The organism is Paenibacillus sp. EKM206P (assembly GCF_011066155.1).
GTDB classification, from domain to species: domain Bacteria; phylum Bacillota; class Bacilli; order Paenibacillales; family Paenibacillaceae; genus Paenibacillus; species Paenibacillus polymyxa_D.
The window spans coordinates 1-310 of sequence record NZ_JAAMNQ010000099.1 but is presented as its reverse complement, the minus strand read 5'-3'; the positions used below and the strand labels follow the sequence as shown (position 1 = coordinate 310).

The 310-nt window shown below is 59.4% G+C and carries 1 protein-coding gene; it reads right to left on the bottom strand.

Going from position 1 to position 310, the window contains the following annotated elements; genetic code table 11:
* The coding region (locus G9G53_RS25885; protein ID WP_165150904.1) for an AMP-binding protein at nt 1-310 on the bottom strand (310 nt) is incomplete at both ends.

The following is a 310-nucleotide window of genomic DNA, read 5'->3' as shown; positions in this document are numbered from 1 at the left end:
CCAGCTCGCCCAGCACCCCGACCGGCACCGGATTCAGGTGCGCATCCACGATGTAGAATTTCGCATTCAGCCACGCTTTGCCGATCGGCACATGGCCTGTCTGCGGCAGCTTCGCCAATTCCTCGTCGTAGAAGCTGGAGTCGATCGCCGCTTCCGTCACGCCGTAAGCATTGATGATCCGGAACAACGAGCCGAAGCGTTCCTGCAAGGTCCGGTAATCCGCCACACTGCAACTGTCCGAGCTCGTGATCAACAGCTCCATCCAGCTCATATCCAGTTGCTGCTCGTGCACGTACTCCAGGAACGGCAC